Below are 22424 nucleotides of genomic sequence, written 5' to 3' on the forward strand. Positions count from 1 at the left end.
AACTTCACAGACCTTCACACGGATCCTGCGTAGCATTGGCGTGTCTTGTTCCCCAATGCCGCATCGATGACTCTCTACGCCGTCTCTCGCGTCGGCCGCCCGCCTCGACGCCCGCTGCGCTCACGTGCCGCGGGCGTCTTGCTGCTGACCTGCGCCCTGGCGCTGCCGGGCGCCGCCGCCGCGGTGGCCGCGGGAACCCCCGACGTCTCCGTCGCCGCCGTCTCTCCGGCCCGTTGCATGCGTATCATGCTGCAACAGCAGGACGACCGCCTGACGCTGCAGTCGGACTACGACGCGGCCACGCAGACCGTCATTCCCGAACGATCGGCCGGCGTCCTGTCCAAGGAATTCCGCCGCGTCTACGACATGCTGGAAGAGAACCGGCGGCTCGACGGCCGGTTTGACGCCCGCATGGCGATCCTGTCGCATGAACTGCTGGGGCCGCTGCTGCCCTCGCTGCGCAAGGCGCCGTGCGTCATCTTCGAGATCCAGCCGACCTCCATGCATTTCGCGCTGGACTTGTTGCCGGTCGACGGCACGCCGTTGTTCGTGCAGAAGCCGGTCGCGTTCCGCTTCGCCGCCCCGGCCGGGACGCCCGCCGGGAATGCCGGGTCCGATTCCCGTCAGCCGTTCACCGCGACCACGGATGCGGGTGCGCAGTCCCGTGCCGCTTCGATCGGTCCGCAGGCCCGCGGCCTGATCCTGAGGGACCCGGAGACCGACCCCGACGACGGCACCGGTGATGTCCGCCGGCTCTATCCCGGCTCGACCTTCCAGCTTACGACCACCGCCACGCCCGACATGTTCGCGCGCGGCCGCTACGATTTCCTGCTGATCAGCGGCGAAGGCGTCGTCAGCCCCACCTGGGGCCGCCCGGAAAAAGACGAGAACGACGCCATCGGCCTGGGCGAGGACGACATGTATCCCAAGGACCTGCAGGGCGCCGCCTTCGACCTGGTCTATTTCGACGCTAGCCAGCTCGGCATGAGCAAGGCCTTCGTCGACGCCGCGCGCCGCTGCGGCGCGCATCACTATCTGGCTCCCATCATCAGCAACGAGGCCGGCCATTCCTCGACCCTGATGCTGCGCTATTTCTTTGGCGGCACCCGCCAGGGCGAAGCGCCGATGGACGCGCTGTACCGCGCCCGAAAGCGCATCTACCAGGAGTTCGAGGGCAAGGTGAATCGCACCGAGCAGATCTACTACGCGTATCCGTTTCGGTTGTATCTGCTGTAGGGGGCGGGCTCCCGCCCGTGCCGCAGGCCGTCTTACGGCTTCCAAAAAAAAACCGCCGCCGGCGTTGCGCCGGCGACGGTCTCCTGACCTGCCGAGGCGAGGACTCAGTCCTTGCGGCTGGTCACTTCGACCAGGTGATAACCGAACTGGGTCTTCACCGGGCCCTGGACTTCGCCGACGGGGGCGCTGAACACCACGGTGTCGAATTCCTTGACCATCTGGCCCGGGCCGAACGTGCCCAGGTTGCCGCCGTCGCGGCTGGACGGGCAGCTCGAGTTTTCCTTGGCCAGCTGGGCGAAGTCGGCGCCGTTTTCGATGGCGGTCTTCAGTTCGTTGGCCTTGGCTTCGGTCGAAACCAGGATGTGGCGGGCGGAGGCTTGTGCCATGTTGGGCTCCTTGCGGGGGAATGATTGGGGTGGGGAGAGTAACGCATTTGGGCGGACTCGCTACCGTGCCATCATAAACGCGCAGCGGGAACGCCATGAAAGGGACGGATCACGGCTCCGCCAGCCAATTCTTGAACGCCTCCAGATCCAGGTGGCCCGGGACATACCATACCTTTCTCGTGCGATCCCATTGGGCTCCCAGGGCCTTCACCACATCCCTGTTGGCATAAGCAACTTTCAGGTCTCGTTGGCTGACAGACGGCGTAGGCAGGGCCAGATTGCGGCGAACGGCGTTGTTGGCACGGTTTTGCGTGTGAGCCAGCTGCATCTGCGAAATGAAGGGGCTGCGTTGCGCGGGATTTTCTGCCGGGATCAGGGTGAGTCGCGATTTCGCTCGAGTTGCCGCGACGTAGAAGAGGTTTTCTTCTTCGGGTCGTGCACGTAACGGGTTGGGAAATTCGCCCTTGTCGAGAAAGGGCAGAATCACGTGCTCGAATTCCTTGCCCTTGACGTTCGCCACGCAGTCCAGCAACACCATGTTCTTGCTCGGCCGTGCTCCAACAAACATCTCTGCGGCGCCAAGCCAGGCCGAGAAATCCGGCAGGTTCAGTTTCAGGTCATGTGCCGCCGCGATGAATCCGTTCACGGACTTGGTCACGACAGCGGCTTCGTAGGGGTGAACGTAGAGCCGCCGCGCCAGTTTTTCCATGTCGACGAGTTCGCAGACTGCTTCGAATGCGGTATGCGCGAAGGCGTCAGGCTCGAGGCTGCGCAGATGCATCACCGCGCTCTCGATACGCGTGCGAGCGGCGGGGCTTCCAACACGCTGGATCTGGCCTTTGAAGAAATACTCGAGTGTCGCCGGATCCCTGGAGATTGTCGCTTTTGCCTCATCGAGTGCGTCCGGCGTCAGAGGCACTTCGGCGAACGTGGCCAGTGCTTCGACAATGGCCGAGCGCGTGTCGGCCGACGCTACGTTATGAAAGTCGCCCAGCGCGATAGCAAGCATGCCGCGCAGGAAGAGAATTTCATCGCGCTGCAGATAACTTTTCATCGTCAACGTGCGATATTGCACTTGCGCCTGCATCAGCGCGTTTTCAATCTCAATGGATTGGTGATGGTCGCGCAACAGGATGCAGCAATTATCCAGCGCCTTGCCGTCGTTTTTCCACTGAAGGATGGCCTGGACGACGTGTTGTCCGCAAGCGCCCGGCTGGGCGCCATAGGGCACTTCGTGAATCTCGGTGCGCAACGGCAGATTCGAATCGACGATCTTGCCCTTGAATGCTTCCATGGCATATGCCAGATGCGGTCCATGGCGGTATGTCATCGATAACGGAAAGGCGACGCAACCCGGGAAGCTGGCCGCGAGTCGATACTGCAGGAAAGAGCAGTCGGCTCCCAGGTGCGAGTAAATGACCTGATCTTTGTCGCCTACCCCGACAAAATACGGCTTATGCACGTTGAGCAGCGATTCAATGATGCAGAACGAGGCTTCATTGACGTCGTGCAGTTCGTCGCAGACCACCAGCTTGAAGGCGGGAAGGGCCTCATGCATTTCTGGCGTTGCGCGCAGGTTGCACGCCAAGTCATAGGTGGCGTCGAAAAAGCCTCGAGCTTCTACATAGCCGAAGGGATCCATGCGCTGCCTTTCATACTCCACGGCCCACAGATAGTCGCCCAGTGGAATGTTTAGGCTTTCCGCCGCGGATTCGGCATCCATGCCGCCCTCGTCCCGGGTCAGCGTCATGGTCGCCTTCAGCCTGAGCAGATTTTCCAGGAACTGACTGATCGCCGTGTTGTGGGTGCCGATATCGAGTGCGTCGGCTTTGTCCGGATTATTCGGTGCTACATGCTCCAGCGCCGAAAGAGCGAAGACCCGCTGCTCACGGGCGGAGTGAAGGCTGACGGGTACATTGTCTTCGAGCCCGGACAGCACTCCCTGGGAAAATTCCTCGACCGTCTGCACACGAACGCGCCTGGCGGTGTTGTACGCAATGCCGATGGCGATCAGGCGACTCTGCATCACCTGCTTCGCCTCTTCGGTGAAGGTCAGCGCAAGGATGTCTTCAGGCGCCATTCCCCTGCTGATGGCCTCGCCGATGCGGAGCGCGAGCGTGGTGGTCTTGGCCGCGCCAGCATTGGCGATGACAAGACTGGTCCGATGGCGGGAACCCTGGATATTTCTCTGTTCGTCGGTCGGGGTAATGCCTGCGGGGATGAATTGAACAGAGAGCGATGAAGTGGTCATGTACGTGGACGACGGGGGAAAGGCAAACCTGGCCATGGCCATCAACGATACTACTTAGTTCAAACGGAGGCGTCTTGCGGCTTGCCTCCCATGTGTTGTCGGCTTAGCCCAAAAAAAACGAGCGCAATGTGCGCTCGCTTTCTTACGTGGATGCGGCTCTTACCGCACCGGCCACCCATACATCAACCCGCCATTCCGATACGACGCGTTCAACCCCCGCGCCAGCTTCATCGGGCTGGTTTCGCCAAGATTCTTCTCGAAGCTTTCGCCATAGTTGCCGATCTGCTTGATGACGTTGTAGGCCCACTTGTCATCCACGCCCAGGTTCTTGCCCATGCCCGGCGTCACGCCCAGCAGGCGCTGCACGTTGGGGTTGGTGCTCTTGAGCATCTCGTCCACGTTCTTCGAGGTGACGCCGTATTCCTCGGCCTCCAGCATCGCGAACATGGTCCAGCGCACAACGTTGAACCACTGCTCGTCGCCCTGGCGCACCATGGGGCCCAGCGGCTCCTTGGAGAAGTTCTCCGGCAGGATGTCGTATTTCTCGGGATTCTCGAGGTTGGTGCGGGCCGCGGCCAGTTGCGACTTGTCGCCGGTGAAGGCGTCGCAGCGGCCCACCGCGAAGGCACGGACGATTTCATCCATGCGCTCGACCACCACCGGCTTGAAGGCGATGTTCTGCGAGCGGAACCAGTCGGACAGGTTCAGTTCGGTGGTGGTGCCGGGCTGCACGCAGACGGTGGCGCCGTCCAGCTCCTTGGCGCTTTTCACGTTCAGGGACTTGTTCACCATGATGCCCTGGCTGTCGTAGTAGTTCACGCCCACGCCGATCAGGCCCAGGGTGGTGTCGCGCGTCATGACCAGGGTGGTGTTGCGCGGCAGCACGTCGACTTCGCCGGACTGCAGGGCGGTGAAGCGCTGCACCGCGCTGACGGCCATGATCTTGGACTTGGAGGCATCGCCGAACATGGTCACGGCCAGCGCGCGGCACAGGTCCACGTCCAGGCCCATCCAGCCGCCTTTGCTGTCGTTGACCGAGAAGCCGGCCACGCCCGTGGACACGCCGCACTGCACGAAGCCCTTGTTCTTGACGCTCTCGAACGTCACGCCCGCGCTGGCGCCCCACGACGAGAGAAGGAGCGCGGCGCCTGCCGCGACGGTAGTCAGTGCTTTCATGGTGTCTCCGCGCGGGCGCGCAACCTATTGGTCTATGTCCGCCGGTCGGCGGAAATGCGGCGAATGGTATCGGCCGGGCCTGGGTCGGAGAATCGGGGAATTCCCCTTAAATCCACTGGGCGGAATTTACCGGGGCCGGATGGACGGGCCACAGGCCCTGTGGCGGGCGCCAGCGCGCGAAATCCACTGAAACCATCTGCCCCCGACGCGTAACCATTTCGATAATTCCTTCCGCGCACACTGGCCTCACCGCGTCCGCATCGGCGGACGCGACTGCGAGGGAGATGCATCATGAGGAATCTTGTCAGAGCCGCGATGACCGCGGGCGCCGCGGTGGTCCTGTCCCTGGGGGCGCTCGCCGTGCCCGGCGTGGCGCAGGCCGGCGTGGCCATCAGCATCGACGTGGCGCCGCCGCCGCCTCGCGTGGAAGTGTTGCCGCCGCCGCGCGTGGGCTACGTCTGGGCGCCGGGCCATTGGGAATGGGTGGGCGGCCGCCATGCCTGGATCGAGGGCGTATGGCTGCCGGCGCGGCCGGGCTATGTGTACCACGGGCCGGAGTGGCGCCAGCGGCATGGGCATTGGGTGTATTACGAGGGGCGCTGGGGGCGCCGTTGAGATTGCGCCTGGGGTGAGGGAATGGTCACGCTCAGGCGGAGCGGGGCTCCGCGCGGATCGTGAGCTCTCGCGCCGGCGCGCCGGCCGCCCAGCCTTCGGCGAAGATCAGTCTGCCCTGGAAGCGGGCGTGGGGATATTCAAGCAGGACACGGGGGCGGTCCTCGAAACACAGGCCGGCCTGGATCAGCCGCTCCAGGACCGATTGCACACGTTGCAGCATCTCCGCATCGGAAATGCCCCGGGCGTGTGAGTCATGGTCCGCCGGCCACGGCATGCCGACGTGTTCGCGCACGCCATAGCCGAACGACACGATCTGGATGTTGAAGTCATTCTGGTTGGGAAGAAAGGTCCTGGCGATCTCGCCATACATGACCTTGCCATCCACATCGACCGCATAGGTGTCGTGTCCGCGTTCGTCCCAGCCGCGGATGCCCCCGGCGAATCGGGCCCGCCCTTCGGTCGCGGACACCCAGTCGAAAGTGCGCTCGTAAATGTCCATGTCGAGGTCTCCGTGCTTGTCGGGGAGCTTACTCTGCTGTTGATTGCTGGCGGGGCATGCAGTGGCCTGGCGTGGGTGGTGCATCTTTGCGCCTTGCGCAGTTTGGTTGATGTTCCTTTTGAGCGACAATTGTCGGAGACAAGTGTCGCCGATGTTGCTGTGCGGTGGCGACAAGACGTCCCAGGCGCGCGACATTGCGACCGCGAAGCGGCTGTGGGCCGAACTCAAAGGGAAGGCATTCAAATGACCCAGTTGCGTGATTTCGATCCGGCGAATTATCTGGCCGATGACGAGACCATTGCGCACTACCTGGCGGACGCGGCGGCCGATCCCGATCCGGACGCCTTTCTCCAGGCGCTGGGCGATGTTGCCCGCGCGCGCGGTATCGGGGTCATTGCGAAGGAGACCGGCCTGGCGCGCACGAACCTGTACCGCGTGCTCGCGCCGGGCGCCAATCCAAGCTACCTGACGCTGCGTCGGGTCATGGACGCATTGGGCGTCTCGCTCACGGCCGTCGCCAAGGGCAAGGACAGGGCGCACGCATAGCGCCGCGCAAACAAAAAAGCCGCTCTGCGTTGCAGGAGCGGCTTTTTCAATCTGGTGCCCGGGGCCGGAATCGAACCGGCACGCCTTGCGGCGGGGGATTTTGAGTCCCCTGCGTCTACCAATTTCACCACCCGGGCAGGCTGGTCGCGGGGCCGTCCAGGTGACGGTCGCGGGTAAAGCGAAGACCGCGATTATATGCGGTCTGGGGAAAATTGTCAGGCAAGGGGCCGGCGCGCGGGGCGCCGGCCCGCGTGCTTACTTCTTTTCCGGCAGGAACCAGTTCATGACCAGCGCGCAGATGCCGCCGGTGGCGACGCCGGATTCCAGCACGCTTTTCACCGAGTGCGGCAGGTGCGACAGGATCTCGGGCACTTGCGACACGCCCAGGCCCAGGGCCAGCGAGACGGCGATGATCAGCAGGGCGCGGCGGTCCAGGTGGATGCCGGCCAGGATGTTGATGCCGGACGCGGCCACGGCGCCGAACATGACCATGGCGGCGCCGCCCAGCACGGGTTCGGGCACGGCCTGCAGCACGCCGGCGACGGCGGGGAACAGGCCCAGCAGGATCAGCATGCCGGCGATCCAGACGCCGACGTGGCGGCTGGCGATGCCGGTCAGCTGGATGACGCCGTTGTTCTGGGCGAAGACCGAGCTGGGGAAGGTGTTGAAGACGCCTGCCAGCAGCGAGTTGGCGCCGTTGACCAGCACGCCGCCCTTGATGCGCTGCATCCACAGCGGGCCTTCGACCGGCTGCTTGGAGACCTTGCTGGTGGCGGTGACGTCGCCGATGGCTTCCAGCGAGGTGACCAGATAGATGATCAGCATCGGCACGAACAGCGCCCACGAGAAGCCCAGGCCGAAGTGCAGCGGCATCGGCACCTGGAACAGGGCGGCTTCGCGCGCGCCGGTGAAGTCCAGGCGGCCCATGTAGGCGGCGGCGATGTAGCCGACGGCCAGCGCCAGCACCAGCGCGGTGCTGCGGATCCACACGACCGGCACGCGGTTCAGCAGGATGATGGTGCCCAGCACCAGGCCCGACAGCGTCAGGTTCTCGGCGCTGGCGAAGGTGCCGCTGGCCATGGCGCCGAAGCCGCCGCCCATGCTGATGAGGCCGACCTTGATCAGCGTCAGACCGATCAGCAGCACGACGATGCCGGTGACCAGCGGGGTGATCAGGCGCTTGACGAAGGGCAGGATGCGGCTGATGCCCATTTCGACGAAGGAGCCGGCGATGACGACGCCGAAGATCGCGGCCATCACGGCCTCGACCGGCGTGCCCTGCTTGACCATGACCGAGCCGCCGGCGATCAGCGGGCCGACGAAGTTGAAGCTGGTGCCCTGCACGATCAGGAGGCCCGCGCCGAGCGGGCCGAAGCGCTTGCACTGCACGTAGGTGGCGATGCCGGAGATGACCAGCGACATGGACACGATCAGGGTGGTGTCGCGGCTGCTCACGCCCAGGGCCTGGCAGATCAGCAGGCCGGGGGTGACGATGGGCACCAGGATGGCCAGCAAATGCTGCAGGGCGGCGACGAAGGCGACGGGGGCCGCGGGGCGGTCGTCGGGGCCGTAGACCAGGTCGTGGCGGGGTTCGGCGTCGTCGGACGCGCCGTGGGAGGGAGATTGGGTCAGGGAGGCGGGTTGCATGGCAGGGAGCCGGCCGGGGGGGGGGATGGGAGGAAAGTGCGGGATTTTAGCGGGGAAGGCCCCCGGGCGCAGCGCGCGCCTCGAACCGTCGCCTGGGGGCTTGATAGAATTTTGGTCCGCCTACCCTGGACCGACGAATCGGGAATCGATGCAGACGCGCACCAAAGGGATCGTGATCGCCCTGGTCTTGCTGACCGCCATCCTGCCGCTGATGCTGCTGATCTGGCTGGTCGACGGGGGCGACGATTTCGCCGCCATCGACCATGGCGAGTCCTACGGCAGCAGCATCTACAAGCGCTACCAGGGCGAGGTCTACGCGGCCGTGCCCAGCAACGGCTACTACCGCGTGAACGAGGCGGACCCCGCGGGTCTCGAGGCCTTCGACACGGGCCGCTACGACGGCCGGCAGGCGGCGCGCGACGGTCTCCATGTGTATTGCGGCAACCTGGTGCTGCCGGGGATGCGGCCCGCATCGACGCGCTACCTGGGCAACAGTTACTTCAGCGACGGCGCGGCCACGTACTTCTGTGGGTTTGCGTCCGAGCGCAATCTCGAATTGGGACGGTTGGACGAGCTCTGGCAGAAGCTCCTGTACCGGGCCGGCAGGGGCGACAAGCCGCAGACCTACCGGTATCCGTTCCTGGCCCTGCCGGCCAGCGCGCAACCCTATCGGCCGTTGCTCGATCGGCAATTGGCCACCGATGGCGCCCGCGTGTTCTACGAAGGCCGCGAAATGCGCCAGGCGGATCCGGCGCATTTGCGCCGTATTGCCTCGATCCAGCGCGGCGAGACGCGGCCGGGCGACAATTTCTTCGCCGATGGCCGCCGGGTCTATTACCGGGAGACGCTGCTGCCGCTGTCGGACGATCCGGCGCTCTACACCTTCACGGTCGGCAACCTCTACCGCCAACCTTATCTCCATGATCCGCGCGACGGCATGGTGTACCTGGGCGCGATGGCGTTCGACCCGGCCCATGCGCCGTACCGGCTGCTGAACGAGGCAGGCGCCCATGTGCTGCATGCGCTGTTCGCCAGCAAGGACGGCATCTATTTCTACAACAGCGAGAAGCAGGTGGTCGAGCGGGCCGGCGACGATCCGTTCGCGGCGGGCGGCTTCACGGCGCTGTCGCCATATGTGTTCCGGGACGGCCGCCAGGTGCTGTTCTTCAGGAGCAAGGAAGTCTGGAGCCGTTCCCGTGGGGGCGGCGGCTTGCTGTCCCGGTCCACGCTGATCCTGCGGTTCAAGGACGCGCCGACGGGGCAATGGACCAAACTGGGCGAGGTCTATCACGGCTTCGGGTCGGTCTGGCGCAACGGCGACGCGCTCTATTACCTCGACGAGCTGGGCGCGACCCAACTGATCTACAGCCCGATCTATCGCATCCTGGATCCGATGGCGGCGGATTTCCTGCTGCGCTCGCAGCAGACTCGCCAGATCAAGGCGGACGACATCCGCAAGCTGGTGCATAGCGGGAAGCTGGCGGTGCCCGAGTCCGACGAGCTGCTGGAGGCCAAGACGCGTTATCGCAGTGGCGTCCTGTCCATCTTTGATTGAGGCTCGGGGCTTGAAATATTTCAGATGGCCCCCACCACAATAGGGTTTCCCGGAGACCGCCCGGGCCATGCGCCCCGCTATCCGGCTTCCTTTTGTCCCTAATTTTCCGACTTTTCATACAACGATGAGCCAGAACGCCACGTCCGAAACCCTGGGATTCCAGGCCGAGGTGAAGCAACTGCTGCACCTGATGATCCATTCGCTGTACAGCAACAAGGAAATCTTCCTGCGCGAGCTGGTGTCGAACGCCTCGGACGCCTGCGACAAGCTGCGCTTCGAAGCCATCGACAACCCGGCGCTGCTGGAAGGCGATGGCGAGCTGGCCATCACCGTCAGCTACGACAAGGACGCCCGCACGGTCACCATCTCCGACAACGGCATCGGCCTGTCGCGTGAAGAAGCCGTGGCCAACCTGGGCACCATCGCCCGTTCCGGCACGCGCGAGTTCTTCTCGCAGCTGACCGGCGACAAGCAGAAGGACGCGCAGCTGATCGGCCAGTTCGGCGTGGGCTTCTACTCCTCGTTCATCGTCGCCGACAAGGTCACGGTGATCAGCCGCCGCGCCGGCGCCACCGACGCCATCCGCTGGGAGTCCGACGGCCAGGGTGAGTTCACCATCGCCGCCGCCGACAAGGCCACGCGCGGCACCGACGTCACGCTGCACCTGCGCGCCGACGAAGACGAGCTGCTCAACGGCTGGAAGCTGCGCGAGATCCTGCGCCGCTACTCCGACCACATCTCGCTGCCGATCCGCATGGCCAAGGAAGAATGGGACGCGGAGAAGGGCGAACAGGTCAAGCAGGACGAGCTGGAAACGGTCAACCAGGCCAACGCCCTGTGGGCCCGCAACAAGGCCGACGTCACCGAGGAACAGTACCGCGAGTTCTACAAGACGGTGTCGCACGACTATGACGACCCGCTCGCCTGGACCCACAACCGCGTCGAAGGCCGCAGCGAATACACCCAGCTGCTGTACGTGCCCAAGCACGCGCCGATGGACCTGTGGGACCGCGACGGCCGCCGCGGCGTCAAGCTGTACGTCAAGCGCGTCTTCATCATGGACGACGCCGACCAGCTGCTGCCGTCGTACCTGCGCTTCGTGCGCGGCGTGATCGACTCGGCCGACCTGCCGCTGAACGTGTCGCGCGAGATCCTGCAGGAAAGCCGCGACGTGCGTGCCATCCGCGAAGGCTCGGCCAAGCGCATCCTGTCGCTGCTGGAAGACCTGGCCGAGAACAAGCCGGAAGAGTACGCCACGTTCTGGTCGGAATTCGGCCAGGTGCTCAAGGAAGGCGCGGGCGAAGACCACGCCAACCTGGAACGCATCGCCAAGCTGATGCGCTTTGCCTCGACCCAGACCGGCGACCAGGCCCAGACCGTGTCGTTCGCCGACTACGTGGCGCGCATGAAGGAAGGCCAGGACAAGATCTACTACGTCACGGCCGACACCTTCGCCGCCGCCAGCAACAGCCCGCACCTGGAGATCTTCCGCAAGAAGGGCATCGAGGTGCTGCTGCTGTCCGACCGCGTCGACGAATGGATGCTGTCGTACCTGCGCGAATTCGACGGCAAGTTGCTGGTGTCGGTGGCCAAGGGCGGCCTCGACCTGGCCGAGCTGGCCGACGAGGAAGAAAAGAAGCACCAGGCCGAAGTGGCCGAGGACTTCAAGCCGCTGGTCGAGCGCCTGCAGAAGACCCTGGAAGACCAGGTCAAGGAAGTGCGCGTCACGCTGCGCCTGGTGGATTCGCCGGCGTGCGTGGTGGTGGGCCAGAACGAACTCAGCCCGCACCTGCTGCGCATGCTGAAGGCCGCCGGCCAGGAAGCGCCCAACGTTAAGCCGGTGTTGGAGATCAACCCGGAACACCCGCTGCTGGCCCGCATCCGCGCCGCCGACGACGGCGAGTTCGACCAGTGGGCCCGCCTGCTGCTCGACCAGGCCCTGCTGGCCGAAGGCGCGCAGATCGCCGATCCGGCGGCGTTCGTCAAGCGCCTGAACGCGCTGCTGCTGAAGTAAGCGGTTGGTGTGACAGGTGAAAAAGGCGCTCGCGAGGGCGCCTTTTTCATTGGCGGGGGGGCGGAAGACCGAGGATTCGCCATGCGCGGACCAGGCTTCCGCGTAGGGAGAAGCGGCCGCGGTATTCCCGATCGGTAATTTCTAGACAGAAATGCGGCGATTCGAGCATAAAAATTACCGATCGGTAATTAAACCTGCATTTCGTGGGAATATCCGCGTAAAATTACCGTACGGTAATTCTGAGAGTTTCCCATGCCCTCGCCATCTTCCACTGATGGAGCCTCCATCGCCATCCACACCTCCGCCGAACTCGGTGAATTGGTGAAGGACGTACGCCGCGCGCAAGGGCTGCTGCAAACAGACCTGGCCGGCCTGTCCGGCACCGGCAATCGTTTCGTGGTGGACCTGGAGCGGGGCAAGCCAACGCTGCAGTTGCAGAAGGTGCTCGACATGCTGGACCTGCTGGGCCTGGAAGTGCGGGTCGGTCCCAAGCGCGTGGGCCGGCCATGAGCGTCGACGCGCTCGATCTTTACCAGGCGGATCGCAAGGTCGGCCGCCTGTTCGACGAACGGCCCCTGCGTTTCGTCTATGACGATGCCTGGCTGGGATGGCCTGCGGCGCATGCCATCGCGCCGGACATCCCGCTGCGCGACGGCGACCATGCCGGCGAGGCGGTGCATGCCTTCTTCGAAAACCTGCTGCCCGAAGGGCGCCTGCGCCGATTCCTGCAAGTCAGCCGCCACGCCACGACCGTCTTCGGCCTGCTGCGCAGCGTCGGGGGCGACACGGCCAGCGGCCTGACGATATGGCCGCAAGGCGAACGGCCGGCGCCGCCGCGCTATCGCGCCACGACCTGGGGCGAGATCGCCGCGCGTCTGCAGGATCCGGCACAGCCAGCCCTGGTTGCCGAGAACGCCGACGGTGCGCGCATTTCACTGGCGGGCGCGCAGGACAAGCTGCTGCTGATGGTCATGCCGGACGGCGCGCCGGCCTGGCCCGAGGGCGCCGCGCCCTCCATGCATATCCTCAAGCCGGACATCCGCGGGTTTGATGGCGTCTGGTCATCGGCGCTCAATGAAACCCTGGTGATGCAATTGGCGGCGCGCCTGGGGCTGGGCGTGGCCGAGGCGGGCCTGCAACCGGATACCCGGGCGTGCCTGGTCACCCGCTACGATCGCGCGCCGGACGGCGCGGCAGGCCTGCGGCGCCTGCATCAGCTCGATCTGTGCCAGTTGGCAGGCAAGCCCTCGGATGTGAAATACGAAGCCGATGGCGGGCCGTCGCTGGCGCAGTGCCGCGAACTGCTCAGGGGCATGGGCGTCAACGCGGCGGACCTCAAGCGCTTCCTGCAGTGGGTGCTTTTCAACCTTTGCGTCGGCAATAACGACAGCCATGCCAAGAACCTGTCCGTGCTGCAAACGCCGGATGGCCAGTACCGCCTGGCGCCGTTCTATGACCTGATGTGTACCGCGCTGTACCCCGGCCTGGCCTGCAATTTCGCGTTCGCCGTGGGCGGCGAGTCCAGGCCGGGCCACATTGGCCGCGGGCACCTGGATGCCATGGCGCGGGAACTGGGCTTCAGCCCCCGCTACGTGGCTGGCGTGGCGCAGGCGCTGGTGACGGAACTGCCGTCTGCGCTGGAAACGGTGCAGGCCGACCTGGCGCGGCAGGCTACGGCGGGCACGGAAAGCACGCTGCTCGAGCGTCTGGGCCAATGGATCCGGGCCAACACTCGCAAGCTCGCCAAACGCTGGGAATTGCCGGGCTGACCTCGCCCGCGCCCTGGAAACCCTCGCGTCATTCATGACTCCAGGTCAAAAGTCTTTCCCCGTTTAGTTGCTTTTTCTGTAAGGGTATACCCGTCATACTGGCCGCCTGTCTTCCGATCAGACTCGTCCCACGCCCCGGCCTTCGCCGCGACGCCCCTGGATTCCCTGGTCGGCGCATCCATACCAAGGAACCCGTATGTCCACCCATGAAACCCCGCCGGTGAAAGCCGGCCTGCCATTGCTGGCGCTGGCCGTCGGCGCCTTCGGCATCGGCGTCACCGAATTCTCTCCCATGGGCCTGCTGCCCGTGATCGCCGACGGCGTGGGGGTGTCCATCCCCAGCGCCGGCATGCTGATCAGCGCCTACGCGATCGGCGTGATGCTCGGCGCGCCGCTGATGACGCTGGCGCTGTCGCGCTGGTCGCGCCGCAAGGCGCTGATGGTGCTGATGGCGATCTTCACGCTGGGCAACCTGCTGTCGGCGCTGTCGCCCAACTACACCACGCTGCTATTGGCGCGCCTGGTGACGAGCCTGAACCACGGCGCCTTCTTCGGCCTGGGTTCGCTGGTGGCCGCCAGCGTGGTGCCGCGCCACAAGCAGGCCAGCGCGGTGGCGACGATGTTCCTGGGGCTGACCATCGCCAACGTCGGCGGCGTGCCGGCGGCGACCTGGCTGGGCCAGGTGATCGGCTGGCGCATGTCGTTCGCCGCGACCTCGGTGCTGGGGCTGGTGGCGATGCTGTCGCTGTGGTTCGCGCTGCCGGCGGGTGAAGCCGGGCGGCGTCCGGACATCCGCCACGAACTGGCGGTGCTCAAGACCCCGGTGGTGCTGGTGGCCCTGTTGACCACGGTGCTGGGCGCGGGCGCGATGTTCACGCTGTACACCTACGTGGCGCCGACGCTGGCCGAGTTGACCGGCGCCTCGCCCAACTTCGTGACCGCCATGCTGGTGCTGATCGGCATCGGCTTCACCATCGGTAATACCGCGGGCGGCCGTTTCGCCGACCGGTCGCTGGATGGCAGCCTGATCGCCTTCCTGGTGCTGGTGATCGTCGACCTGCTGGCCTTCCCGTGGCTGGCACAGACCCAGGTGGGCGCCGCGATCGGCCTGCTGGTCTTCGGCTTCGGCACCTTCGCCGTGGTGCCGCCGCTGCAGATGCGGGTGATGCGCGCCGCGACCGACGCGCCGGGCCTGGCCTCGTCGGTCAACGTGGGCGCCTTCAACCTGGGCAATGCGGTGGGCGCGGCGGCCGGCGGCGGCGTGATCTCGGCCGGCATGGGCTATGCCGCGGTGCCGATTGCCGGCGCGATCATCGCCGCGGCGGGCCTGGCGCTGGTGCTGTGGCAGCGCGCCGCCAACCAGCGCCAGCGCAAGCTGGCGGTGCAGGGCTGCTGATCCTCAGAACTCGAAGGTCGCGCCCAGCTCGTAGGTGCGGCCCGGCGCCAGCAGCACCTGGCTGGTGGCGCGGCCGCCATAGTAGGCGTAGAGCTTGTCGGTCAGGTTGCGTACCCGGAAGGTGATCAGCGCCGGCCGCAGGCGGTAGCTGACCGCCGCGTCCACGGTGGTGTGGCCGTTGATGCGGATCTGGTTGGCGTTGTCGGTGTAGATCTTGCCGGTGTGGTTCAGGCCGACGAAGAAATTCATCGGCAGTTCCTTGAGCCGGTAGTTGGCGTACAGGTTGGCGACGCGCTCGGGCACGTTGGGCGGCGTGTTGCCCACGCGCGAAGTGCCGTCGGCCTCGGTCAGCGAGTCGAAGCGCGCGTTCAGCGCCGCGATGTTGCCGGACAGGGTCAATTGCGGCGTGACGCGCCAGTCGGCCGACAGCTCCACCCCGCGCGATGACTGGCGGCCGTTGTTGACGGTCACGCGCGGGTCATTGGCGTCGCGCGTCAGCACGTTCTCGAGCTTGATGTGATAGACCGCCGCAGTCCATTCGACGTCGCCAAGGGTCTGCTTGAAGCCGGCCTCCCATTGCTCGCCCTTGGCCAGCGGGAACGAGGCGTTGGACTGCGACAAGAGGAACAGCGAGCCCACCGGGATGGTGGCGTTGGTGTACTGCGCGTACACCGATGACGACGGCGTCACGTCATACACCGTGCCCAGCCGCGCGGAATTGGCGCTGTAGCGGGTGCCGAAGGCGCTGCGGGTGCCGGCGTTCAGGTCGGTGACGCTGCGGTCGACGCGGATGCGGTCGTAGCGGTAGCCGCCCACCACGGTCCAGCGCTCGGTCAGCTTGAGCGAGTCTTCCAGGAACAGCGCGGCGCCACGCACGTCGGTGGTGAAGTCGGTGCGGTTGCCGGGGCCGCTCATCAGCGCGGGGTCGTCGTTGAAATAGCCCACGTCCGGATTCCACAGCGATACGCGCAGGGTGTCGCTAGTGCTGGCCGAACGGTTCGAGAAGCGCCGTTCGCTGTCCAGGGTGGTCTTGCTGAGCTCGCCGCCGATCACGAACTTGTTCGACAGGCCGCCGATCGTGCCGTTGTGGGTCGCGTCGAAACGGTCGATCAGGTAGCGCTGGTGGTGCGTGATGATGGTCTGGTCGCGGTCGATCGAGCCGGGGGCGCTGAAGGTGGCCGACTCCGAGTTCTTCCACAGCCGGTCGACCTTGTTCATGGCCAGCTCGTTGCGCAGCGTCCACGACGAAGTCAGCTGGTGCGTGACGCGGGCCCGCAGCCAATAGGCCTCGGCCTCGTTGCGGTCGTCCAGCACGTTGTAGTTCTTGCCGGCCAGCGCGCGGTCCAGCACGCGGCCATCGGGCGTGCTGACCACGCCGGTGGGGTCCTTGGCCAGGCTGCGCGGGATCAGCGGCGTGCCCCAGTAGGCGTGGCCGGTGTCGCGCGAGTAGTCGAACGACAGGTCCAGGCGGGTGGCGGGCGCGACGTCGAAGGCGATGCCGGTGGTCAGGTGATCCAGCTTGTTGCTGTTGCGGTCGATGGTGCCGACGCGGCTGTCGTTGTGGCTGTAGTCGATGCGGTAGGCGCCGGTCTCGCCGAAGTTGTCGCCCAGGCCGATGCCGGTGCGGATGCTGCCATAGCTGCCATACGAGAACATCGCTTCGCGCGAGGGGTTGTCGCGGTCGGGGCGCTTGGTCTGGAAGTTGACGATGCCGCCGATGGCGCTGTCGCCTTGCAGCACCGAGGCCGGGCCTTTCAGGACCTCGATGCGCTCGTAGTTCCAGGTGTCTTCGACCCGGTTGGTCGAGCCGGCGCCGGACATGCGCAGGCCGTCGTACAGATACAGGATGTCGGTGAAGCCGCGTGACGACAAGGTGGTGGGCGAGGACGGCGGGCCGCCGCCGGCCAGGCCGGTGGCGCCGCGCAGCGCCTCGCTGAGGGTGGTGGCGCCGCGCTCGCGCATGGCTTGTTGCGACACTATCTCGACCGAGGCCGGCGTCTCGCGCAGGGTCAGGCCGAGCCGCGAGGCGCTGCTGCTGCGGCTGTCCAGGTGCAGGCTGTCGGCGTCGCTGGCGGCTTCCACCCGGATGGCGGGCAGTTCGGCCTCCTGGGCCTGGACGTTGGGCACTGCGGTGCAGGCCGCGAGGGCGGCGGTGGATACGACTCTTCTCATGACGCTTTCCCGAAACTCGATGGGGGTGAAAAACCTGTCTCTAGACCACGCGGTAGCGGCGCAGGCGCCAACTGGCCAGGGCCAGCAGCAGCGCGGCGGGCACCAGCAGTTGCAGCAGCGCGCGCACGGCCCGGGCGCGCACGGCGGCGGGATCTTCCTCCTGCCACTGGAATACCGGCATGGCGGCGAAGTCCGCGGTCGTGATGGCGCGGCTGGCTTCGATGCGGGGCAGGAAGAAATCCTTCCAGGCGCGGTGATAGGCATCGATCTGCCGCATGAAATGCGCGTGGCGGCGCTGGCCGGTGCCGGCCAGCGCGGTGATGCCTTCGTACGCTACCGCCGCCGGCGACAGCACGCTGTAGCGCGCCACCAGCGCCTGCTGGCGCGCCATCTGCGCGTCGAAGCGATCCAGTTCGGGCTGCATCGCCGCGTCCACCTGCCGTTCGACGCGGGCATGGCCTAGCGGGCGGCCGGTGATCTCCAGGTGGCCGTCGTGGGGAATTAGGGCGTCGGGCTTGTCCATGTGGCCGTAGTCGGTCGACAGCAGCGCGGCGTGGTCGCGCATCGCCAGCGCCGTGGCCACGCGGGTGCGCGTGGCCAGCTCGGCGCGCGACGGCGCGGGGCTGGCGTACGCCGCCACCAGGTTGAGCAGCACCGGCACCACCAGTACCAGCAGCACCCAGCCGACCATCAGGATCATGGCGTTGGCGGCCGACGACTTGCCAAAGGCGTTGACTGCCACCACCGCGGCGAACCAGAACAGCGCGTAAGCGCCGACCAGCAATGCCCACCAAAGGGTGGCGCTGGCGGCCTGCAGTGCCTGGGGGCGGGCCAGCAGCAACGCGGCCACCGGGAGTAGCACCGCCGCGCCCAGCAGCACGGCCGCGCGCAGCGCGATCTTGCCGCTGATCAGCGTCAGCAGCGCCAGCGGCTGCGACAGCAGCAGCCGCAAGGTGCCGTCTTCCTTTTCGCCGGACAGCAGGTTGTGGCCAAGCGCGAAGATCAGCAGCGGCAGCAGATAGACCACCACGAACGCCAGGTCGAAATGGCCGCTGAGCAGGTGCCAGGGATTCTCGATGTCGTTGTTGTGAATGAAGTTGACCTTGCTGTCGTAGGTCACCTTGAACTGCGACGGGAACAGATCGGTCTGGCCCAGCGCCACCGGGGCCAGCGGCTCGCTGGGCATGATGGCGTAGTGCGCGCCCAGTCCGCCGCCCATGTTGGCGGGGCTGGCGGGGTTGCCGAACGGCGTCGGGGTTTCGCTGCCGTCCATGATGCGTTGCAGCTGCGCCAGCTGGCCGGCGCGGTTCTGCGCGTCGGCGCGCGCCAGCGCGGCCTGGGCCTCGTCGCGCAGCGACGTCTGCAGCAGTCCGTTGAAGACCGCGTAGCCCACCAGCAGCAGGAACAGCAGGCCGCACAGCCACAGCGCGCGTTCGCGCGTCAGCAGGCGGAGTTCGTGCCGCAGGACCATCCCGAAGCGGCTCAATTGCGAATCGTGCACCTGGGATCTCCTACAGGGCGGTCTGGCGGGCCACGGCGCGCCAGGCGAAGGCCAGGCTCAGCAGCAGCGCGGCGCCCAGCATCAACAGGCTCAGGCGCGCTTGCCGCAAGGCCCAGCCGGCCTCGGGCGGCTGGTAGCGGAACGGCGGCACGCGGGCCCACAGCGACGGGCTGGCCTGATACGAGAAATGCAGGTGTTCCTGCGTGTCGGCGTGCGCCACCAGGTCGGCGCTGACGATGTCCTGGATCACGCGGCGCTGCTGTTCGGCGGCGGTGGTGAAGTCGCGGTGGTGGGCGAAGTCGGTGCCGGCCATGGCGGCGGACAGCGCACGCACCGCCAGCAACGGCATCAGCCAGCCGGCCGATTCCTGCACCGTCTGCTGCCGCTCCCAGGTGTCCCACAGGCGGCCGAAGTGGCGGTCGTAGACGGCATAGCTGGACTGGTCGTCGAGCTTGAGCGCCAGGCCCCACTTGTTCAGCGGCACGTCGCGGCTCCAGCGTTCGGTGGTGCCGAAGGCCTGCATCCAGACGCGGTCGGACGTGGCCTTGAGGTCGTCCTGCAGCGCCTGGTTGAATTCCAGCCGTGTCGGGCTGGGATAGAGGCCGCGCGACAGTTCGGCCATGACGCGCGGCGCGATCACCGTGTTGGCGATCCACAGCGCCAGCAGCACGGTGATTGCCACGCGCGACGAGCGCGCGGCCGCCGACACGCCCAGCGTGAGGAAGATGAAGACCGCCAGGTAGATCGCATAGCCGCCCGCCAGCACGGCGAACCGCCACAGCGCATCGGCGCGTCCGCCCGCCAGCCACACCGCCCCGATGGCGGCCAGCGCGGCCGGCGCCAGCAGCAGGCCCAGGCTCATGGCCAGCGCCGTGGCCTTGCCCCACAGCAGGCGCCAGGGCGCCACGCCCAGGCTCAGCGTCTGGCGCAGGATGCCCTGTTCGCGTTCACCGGAGAAGGCGTTGAAGCCCAGCACGATCACCAGCAACGGCCCCAACGCCTGCAGGATCCAGGCGGCGGACAGATCGCCGAAGCGTTGCAGGCCGGTGGCGTCCTGAGCGGGGCGGAACTTGACCTCGCTCTGGCGGTGCGCCTGCAGCCAGACGGTGCTGCCGATGTAAGGATTGATGCCGGGGTCCAGCAGCGCCAGCGTGGTGTCGGGTTTGAAGACGTGCATGCCCTGGTGGGCGGCGTCGTGCGGATGGCGCACGCCTTGCTTGAGCCAGTCGGCGTAGTCGGTGTTCTGGGCCGCGGCCTGCTCGGCGCGCGCTTCCTGCTGGTGCAGGTAGCCGACCGCCAGCGCGGTCAGCAGCAGCACCGCGACGATGCCGCCGGCCCAGTACAAGCGGCCGTCGCGCAGGCGTTCGCGCAGGTCCTTGAGGGCGATCAGCAGGATCATGCGCCGGTCCTCATGTGCGCCAGGTACAGGGCCTGCAGGTCGGTGTCGTCGATCTGCTTGCTGTCCAGGCTCTCGACCAGCCGGCCGCGCTTCATGATGCCGACGCGAGTGGCGGTCTGGCGGGCGTGGAACAGATCGTGGGTGGTGGCCAGGATGGCCACGCCGCGTTCGCTGGCGCGTTGCAGCAGGCGGGTGAATTCGGCCGCGGCGGACGGGTCCAGGCCGGAGGTGGGTTCGTCCAGCAGCAGCGCGCGCGCATCCTTGGCCAGCGCCACGGCGATCCAGACTTTCTGCCGCATGCCCTTGGAATAGGCGGAAACGCGCTTGTCCGCCGCCGACGGGTCGAGGCCGACCTCGGCTAGCAGTTCCAGCAGGCGCGCACGCGGCGGCGCCTCGCCCAGCGCCAGCGCGGCGAAGTAGCGCAGGTTCTCCAGCCCGCTGAGCGTGCCGTACAGGTTGACCTGCTCGGGGATGTAGGCCACGTGGCGCTTGCTGGCCAGCGGTTCGCGCGCCACGTCCAGGCCGTGGATCAGGGCCTGGCCGCCGTCGGCGTCGATGAAGTTCAGGAACAGGTTGATGGTGGTGGTCTTGCCGGCGCCGTTGGCGCCCAGCAGGCAATAGATTTCGCCCGGCTCGATGCGCAGGTCCAGCGGGTGGAGCGCGATCTGGTCGCCGTAGCGTTTGGTCAGGCCGATGGCTTCGAGCACTGCGAGTCCTTCTTCGTCCGAAGATGCGGGGGGAATCAATGGGAGGGGGAAACGGGCAATTCCGGCGTGTTCCGCGGCGGATTGGGAATGCCTATCATTAGTGATGATATAACATAACGTGATTATACCGCCACACCTCGCGCGGAACTCTTCCGAAATCGGCGATACAAAGCAGAAGGGCGCCCACACGTGGGCGCCCTTCAGGGACTGCGACAGCGGCGATGCGCGATCAGGCCTCGATGCGCTCCACCTTGCCCACCAGCAGGATGTACGACAGCGCGCCCAGCAGCGCCAGCGACGACACATACACGATGGCCGGCGCGAAACTATCCTTGGACACCAGGAAGCCGATCACGATCGGCGTGCAGATCGACGACAGGTTGCCGACGAAGTTGAACACCCCGCCGGTCAGCCCCAGCAGCCGCACCGGCGCCAGCGCCGACACCAGCGACCACGTGATCGACGCCAGGCCGTTGCCGAAGAACGCCACCGCCAGGAAGAAGATCACCCACGGCGTGGAATCGGTGAAGTTGGCGCCGATCATCGACGTCGAGATCAGCAGGCCCAGGATGATGGGCAGCTTGCGCGCCAGGCCCACCGTGGCGCCGCGGCGGATCAGAAAGTCCGACAGCACGCCCGAGCACAGCACGCCGATGAAGGCGGCCAGGAACGGCACCGACGCCAGGAAGCCCGACTTGATGAAATCCATGCCGCGGTACTTCACCAGGTAGGTGGGGAACCACGTCAGGAAGAACCACAACGTCGAGGTCAGGCAGAACTGGCCCAGGTACACGCCCCACAGCTTGCGCTGGCTCATCACCAGGCCCAGGTCGTTCCAGTTGAACGGGGCTTTCTTCTCGGTGACACGCTGGTCCAGGTCGACCACGCCGCCGCCCTTCTGGATCAGCGCGATCTCGGCCGCGTTGGCGCCCTTGAACTGGCGCGGTTCACGGTAGATCATGTACCACAGCACGCCCCAGACGATGCCCAGCAGGCCGGTGCTGACGAACACCATGTGCCAGCCGTAGTGGTGCTGCAGCCAGGCCAGCACCGGCGTCAGGAACGCCAGGCCGACGAACTGGCCCGAGGTGTAGAAGCCGATGGCGGTGGCGCGTTCCTTTTCCGGGAACCAGGTCGTGACGACGCGGTTGTTGATCGGATAGGCGGGCGCTTCCAGGGCGCCCACGGCCAGGCGCAGCACGAACAGGATCACGAAGCTGCCGGCAAAGCCCATGAAGAACGTCGCCGCCGACCACAGGATCAGCGCGGCCGCGTACAGCACGCGCGGCGACACGCGGTCCACCAGCCAGCCGCCGGGGATCTGCATGGCGGCATAGGTCCAGCCGAAGGCCGACAGGATCAGGCCTTCGTGCACCGTGTCCAGGCCGAACTCGTCCTTCAGGGCGGGCGCGGCGATCGACAGGTTGCTGCGGTCCAGGTAGTTGATGACGACGGTGATGAACAGCATCACCATGATGAGATAGCGGCTGCGTGTCGGCCGCTGGGCGCTTTGCAGGCCCGGATGGGTGGCGGTGGTCAAGGGGGTCTCCTCTTT

General features: G+C 66.2%; 18 protein-coding genes and 1 tRNA gene. 8 read left to right on the plus strand and 11 right to left on the minus strand.

Annotated features, from left to right (window positions below):
• The first annotated feature begins 138 nt into the window (after positions 1-138).
• A complete protein-coding gene (locus tag I6I07_RS10195; protein WP_198486543.1) occupies positions 139-1236 on the plus strand; it encodes a hypothetical protein in 1098 nt (365 codons plus the stop codon).
• 104 nt (positions 1237-1340) lie between these two features.
• Here I6I07_RS10195 and I6I07_RS10200 read toward each other — a convergent pair whose 3' ends face one another.
• The 3 genes from I6I07_RS10200 to I6I07_RS10210 form a co-directional block, all read right to left on the minus strand.
• Complete coding sequence (locus I6I07_RS10200; protein ID WP_006385706.1) at positions 1341-1622, minus strand: peptidylprolyl isomerase; 282 nt, start codon at positions 1620-1622, stop codon at positions 1341-1343.
• 109 nt (positions 1623-1731) lie between these two features.
• A complete protein-coding gene (locus I6I07_RS10205) occupies positions 1732-3873 on the minus strand; it encodes an ATP-dependent helicase (protein ID WP_198486544.1) in 2142 nt (713 codons plus the stop codon).
• Between the two features lie 159 nt (positions 3874-4032).
• The gene (locus tag I6I07_RS10210; protein ID WP_006391576.1) at positions 4033-5049 is read right to left on the minus strand and encodes an amino acid ABC transporter substrate-binding protein; all 1017 of its coding nucleotides are present in this window, start codon (positions 5047-5049) and stop codon (positions 4033-4035) included.
• Between the two features lie 291 nt (positions 5050-5340).
• Between I6I07_RS10210 and I6I07_RS10215 the strand changes: the two genes are divergently transcribed.
• Complete coding sequence (locus tag I6I07_RS10215) at positions 5341-5664, plus strand: YXWGXW repeat-containing protein (protein WP_198486545.1); 324 nt, start codon at positions 5341-5343, stop codon at positions 5662-5664.
• 31 nt (positions 5665-5695) lie between these two features.
• On the opposite strand, the gene I6I07_RS10220 is transcribed toward I6I07_RS10215, so the two are convergent.
• Complete coding sequence (locus tag I6I07_RS10220) at positions 5696-6163, minus strand: hypothetical protein (protein ID WP_198486546.1); 468 nt, start codon at positions 6161-6163, stop codon at positions 5696-5698.
• Positions 6164-6406: 243 nt separating this feature from the next.
• Between I6I07_RS10220 and I6I07_RS10225 the strand changes: the two genes are divergently transcribed.
• A complete protein-coding gene (locus I6I07_RS10225; RefSeq protein ID WP_198486547.1) occupies positions 6407-6709 on the plus strand; it encodes an addiction module antidote protein in 303 nt (100 codons plus the stop codon).
• Positions 6710-6761: 52 nt separating this feature from the next.
• Here the strand turns inward: I6I07_RS10225 and I6I07_RS10230 are convergent.
• Both I6I07_RS10230 and I6I07_RS10235 read right to left on the minus strand, forming a co-directional pair.
• Positions 6762-6846: transfer RNA gene (locus tag I6I07_RS10230), tRNA-Leu, on the minus strand.
• A gap of 118 nt (positions 6847-6964) precedes the next feature.
• Entirely contained in the window at positions 6965-8356 is a 1392-nt protein-coding gene (locus I6I07_RS10235; protein WP_061073176.1) for a nucleobase:cation symporter-2 family protein, read from the minus strand.
• 172 nt (positions 8357-8528) lie between these two features.
• Between I6I07_RS10235 and I6I07_RS10240 the strand changes: the two genes are divergently transcribed.
• The 5 genes from I6I07_RS10240 (at position 8529) to I6I07_RS10260 (ending at position 15090) form a co-directional block, all read left to right on the plus strand.
• Positions 8529-9911, plus strand: coding sequence for a DKNYY domain-containing protein (locus tag I6I07_RS10240; RefSeq protein WP_232626024.1), 1383 nt, complete (start codon positions 8529-8531; stop codon positions 9909-9911).
• A 124-nt stretch (positions 9912-10035) separates the two neighbouring features.
• Complete coding sequence (gene htpG, locus I6I07_RS10245; RefSeq protein ID WP_198486549.1) at positions 10036-11925, plus strand: molecular chaperone HtpG; 1890 nt, start codon at positions 10036-10038, stop codon at positions 11923-11925.
• A gap of 252 nt (positions 11926-12177) precedes the next feature.
• Positions 12178-12435 (plus strand): type II toxin-antitoxin system Y4mF family antitoxin, encoded by a 258-nt coding sequence (locus tag I6I07_RS10250; protein ID WP_198486550.1) that lies wholly within the window; start codon positions 12178-12180, stop codon positions 12433-12435.
• Positions 12432-13694, plus strand: coding sequence for a type II toxin-antitoxin system HipA family toxin (locus I6I07_RS10255; protein ID WP_198486551.1), 1263 nt, complete (start codon positions 12432-12434; stop codon positions 13692-13694). The genes I6I07_RS10250 and I6I07_RS10255 overlap by 4 nt, the downstream gene beginning before the upstream one ends.
• A gap of 196 nt (positions 13695-13890) precedes the next feature.
• On the plus strand, positions 13891-15090 hold the full coding sequence (locus I6I07_RS10260) for an MFS transporter (RefSeq protein ID WP_198486552.1): 1200 nt from the start codon (positions 13891-13893) through the stop codon (positions 15088-15090).
• A 3-nt stretch (positions 15091-15093) separates the two neighbouring features.
• Here the strand turns inward: I6I07_RS10260 and I6I07_RS10265 are convergent, their stop codons facing one another.
• The 5 genes from I6I07_RS10265 to I6I07_RS10285 all read right to left on the minus strand — a co-directional run bounded on the left by I6I07_RS10265 (position 15094) and on the right by I6I07_RS10285 (position 22409).
• On the minus strand, positions 15094-17262 hold the full coding sequence (locus I6I07_RS10265) for a TonB-dependent receptor (RefSeq protein WP_198486553.1): 2169 nt from the start codon (positions 17260-17262) through the stop codon (positions 15094-15096).
• A gap of 40 nt (positions 17263-17302) precedes the next feature.
• The gene (locus I6I07_RS10270) at positions 17303-18763 is read right to left on the minus strand and encodes an ABC transporter permease subunit (RefSeq protein ID WP_198486554.1); all 1461 of its coding nucleotides are present in this window, start codon (positions 18761-18763) and stop codon (positions 17303-17305) included.
• 10 nt (positions 18764-18773) lie between these two features.
• Entirely contained in the window at positions 18774-20162 is a 1389-nt protein-coding gene (locus I6I07_RS10275) for an ABC transporter permease subunit (protein WP_198486555.1), read from the minus strand.
• Positions 20159-20869 carry an ABC transporter ATP-binding protein gene (locus tag I6I07_RS10280; protein ID WP_198486556.1) on the minus strand — a complete coding sequence of 237 codons (711 nt, stop codon included), beginning with the start codon at positions 20867-20869 and terminating at the stop codon, positions 20159-20161. Before I6I07_RS10280 ends, I6I07_RS10275 begins: the two co-directional genes overlap by 4 nt.
• Positions 20870-21098: 229 nt before the next feature.
• Entirely contained in the window at positions 21099-22409 is a 1311-nt protein-coding gene (locus I6I07_RS10285; RefSeq protein WP_198486557.1) for an MFS transporter, read from the minus strand.
• Positions 22410-22424: the final 15 nt, after the last annotated feature.

The organism is Achromobacter deleyi, from assembly GCF_016127315.1.
GTDB classification, from domain to species: domain Bacteria; phylum Pseudomonadota; class Gammaproteobacteria; order Burkholderiales; family Burkholderiaceae_B; genus Achromobacter; species Achromobacter insuavis_A.